The sequence below is a fragment of the Mesorhizobium sp. M0571 genome, assembly GCF_040320985.1.
Lineage (GTDB): Bacteria > Pseudomonadota > Alphaproteobacteria > Rhizobiales > Rhizobiaceae > Mesorhizobium.
Window position 1 is genome coordinate 1 of the sequence record NZ_JAMYQT010000139.1, and the last position, 1198, is coordinate 1198.

Sequence of the window (1198 nt, forward strand, 5' to 3'; positions counted from 1 at the left end):
TCGGTCGTGCCGCCAGATTTCCTTGTGCTATATTTGTCCGGCACGGACGACCACGTGGCAAAGAGTGGTGCGAGAGGATGAGAGTGCCGCCACGCAGCCGTTATAGTCGTTCCTCGTTTGTGGCGTCCGTGCGCCGCTTCAGCCCTCGTGACCGCCAATGCCGAACCATTAGCTCGTAGGCACGTTCGGCATTCTCGGCCGCGGCTTTCTCGCTGTTTCGCAACTCCTTCACGTTGTAGGCGTAAGCCGAACCGCGGCGACCGACACCGCGCTCGCCCGGCGCGCCGGCCTTGAGAGCGAGCTGCCTCTGCTTTGCCGCCACCAGCGCCGGGCGAGCCCAGAAGTAGTCCTGCTCCTTTGTCAGCAGATGCCAGATCAGCACGGCGAGCTTGCGGGCGACCGCCACAGCTGCCTGTTGCGCAATTGGCATTGGGCAAGGTCCTCAACAGTAAGGTAGTCGCCCTGTCCGGCTGCCTGCCGCAGATCTGGGCGGGCGACGCCACGACGGATGCTCATCGCAAGGCGCTATTGCGGTGCCTGATCGAAAAGATCGTTCTCGATCGCGGCGAGCGCGACGTTGCTCTGGTCAGGATCGTGTGGCGAGGCGGCGCGGTGACCGAACTTGAAGTGAAGATGAAGGTTAACTCCGTCGCCAAGCTCACGCGCGGTGGAGAGATGCGCGCGCGTCTGATCGAACTCGCGCAGGCCGGCATGCCTGACAATGAGATTGCCGCCGTCCTCACCCGGGAGGGGCACCACTCGCCCAATTGCTCGGACAAGGTCCTGCCGATCACTGTGCAGCGGATCCGGCTCGGTGCCGGGATCAGGATAACGACGCAGCGCAACCGATGGACCCACGAGTTCACTTCGCTCAGCGCCACACAACTGGCCGCACGGCTGAACATCCCCGTCAATTGGATCTACGTGCAGATCAGGCAGAAGCGCCTCTTGATCGACCGTCAGTCGACTGGAGCTTACCTGTTCCAAAACTCGCCTTCCGTAATCGATGCGGTCCGTGACCTCCGCAACCACACCATTAGCCACCTTGATCTGAGAATCATTCAGCTTCACCAGGAGGGGCATCAACATGCGTGATCGAACAAGGCCGCGAACATCGCCGGCGACATGCGCATCACGCCGTCGCGAACCTGCGGCCAGACGAACTTCGAGCCCTCGAGCCGCTTGTGCACCAGCACAA

At 62.1% G+C, this 1198-nt stretch carries 2 protein-coding genes; one reads left to right on the forward strand and one right to left on the reverse strand.

Going from position 1 to position 1198, the window contains the following annotated elements; all coding sequences use genetic code 11:
• Window positions 1-100: 100 nt before the first annotated feature.
• The gene (locus NKI85_RS37705) at window positions 101-430 is read right to left on the reverse strand and encodes a hypothetical protein (protein ID WP_352780969.1); all 330 of its coding nucleotides are present in this window, start codon (window positions 428-430) and stop codon (window positions 101-103) included.
• Here NKI85_RS37705 and NKI85_RS37710 point away from each other — a divergent pair.
• Complete coding sequence (locus tag NKI85_RS37710) at window positions 430-1095, forward strand: hypothetical protein (protein ID WP_352780971.1); 666 nt, start codon at window positions 430-432, stop codon at window positions 1093-1095. The two genes, NKI85_RS37705 and NKI85_RS37710, sit on opposite strands and share 1 nt — an antisense overlap.
• Window positions 1096-1198 lie beyond the last annotated feature (103 nt).

Excerpts from the sequence above, each read along its gene's own strand:
- NKI85_RS37705 (WP_352780969.1), bottom strand. The coding sequence starts at position 430 with ATGCCAATTGCGCAACAGGCAGCTGTGGCGGTCGCCCGCAAGCTCGCC.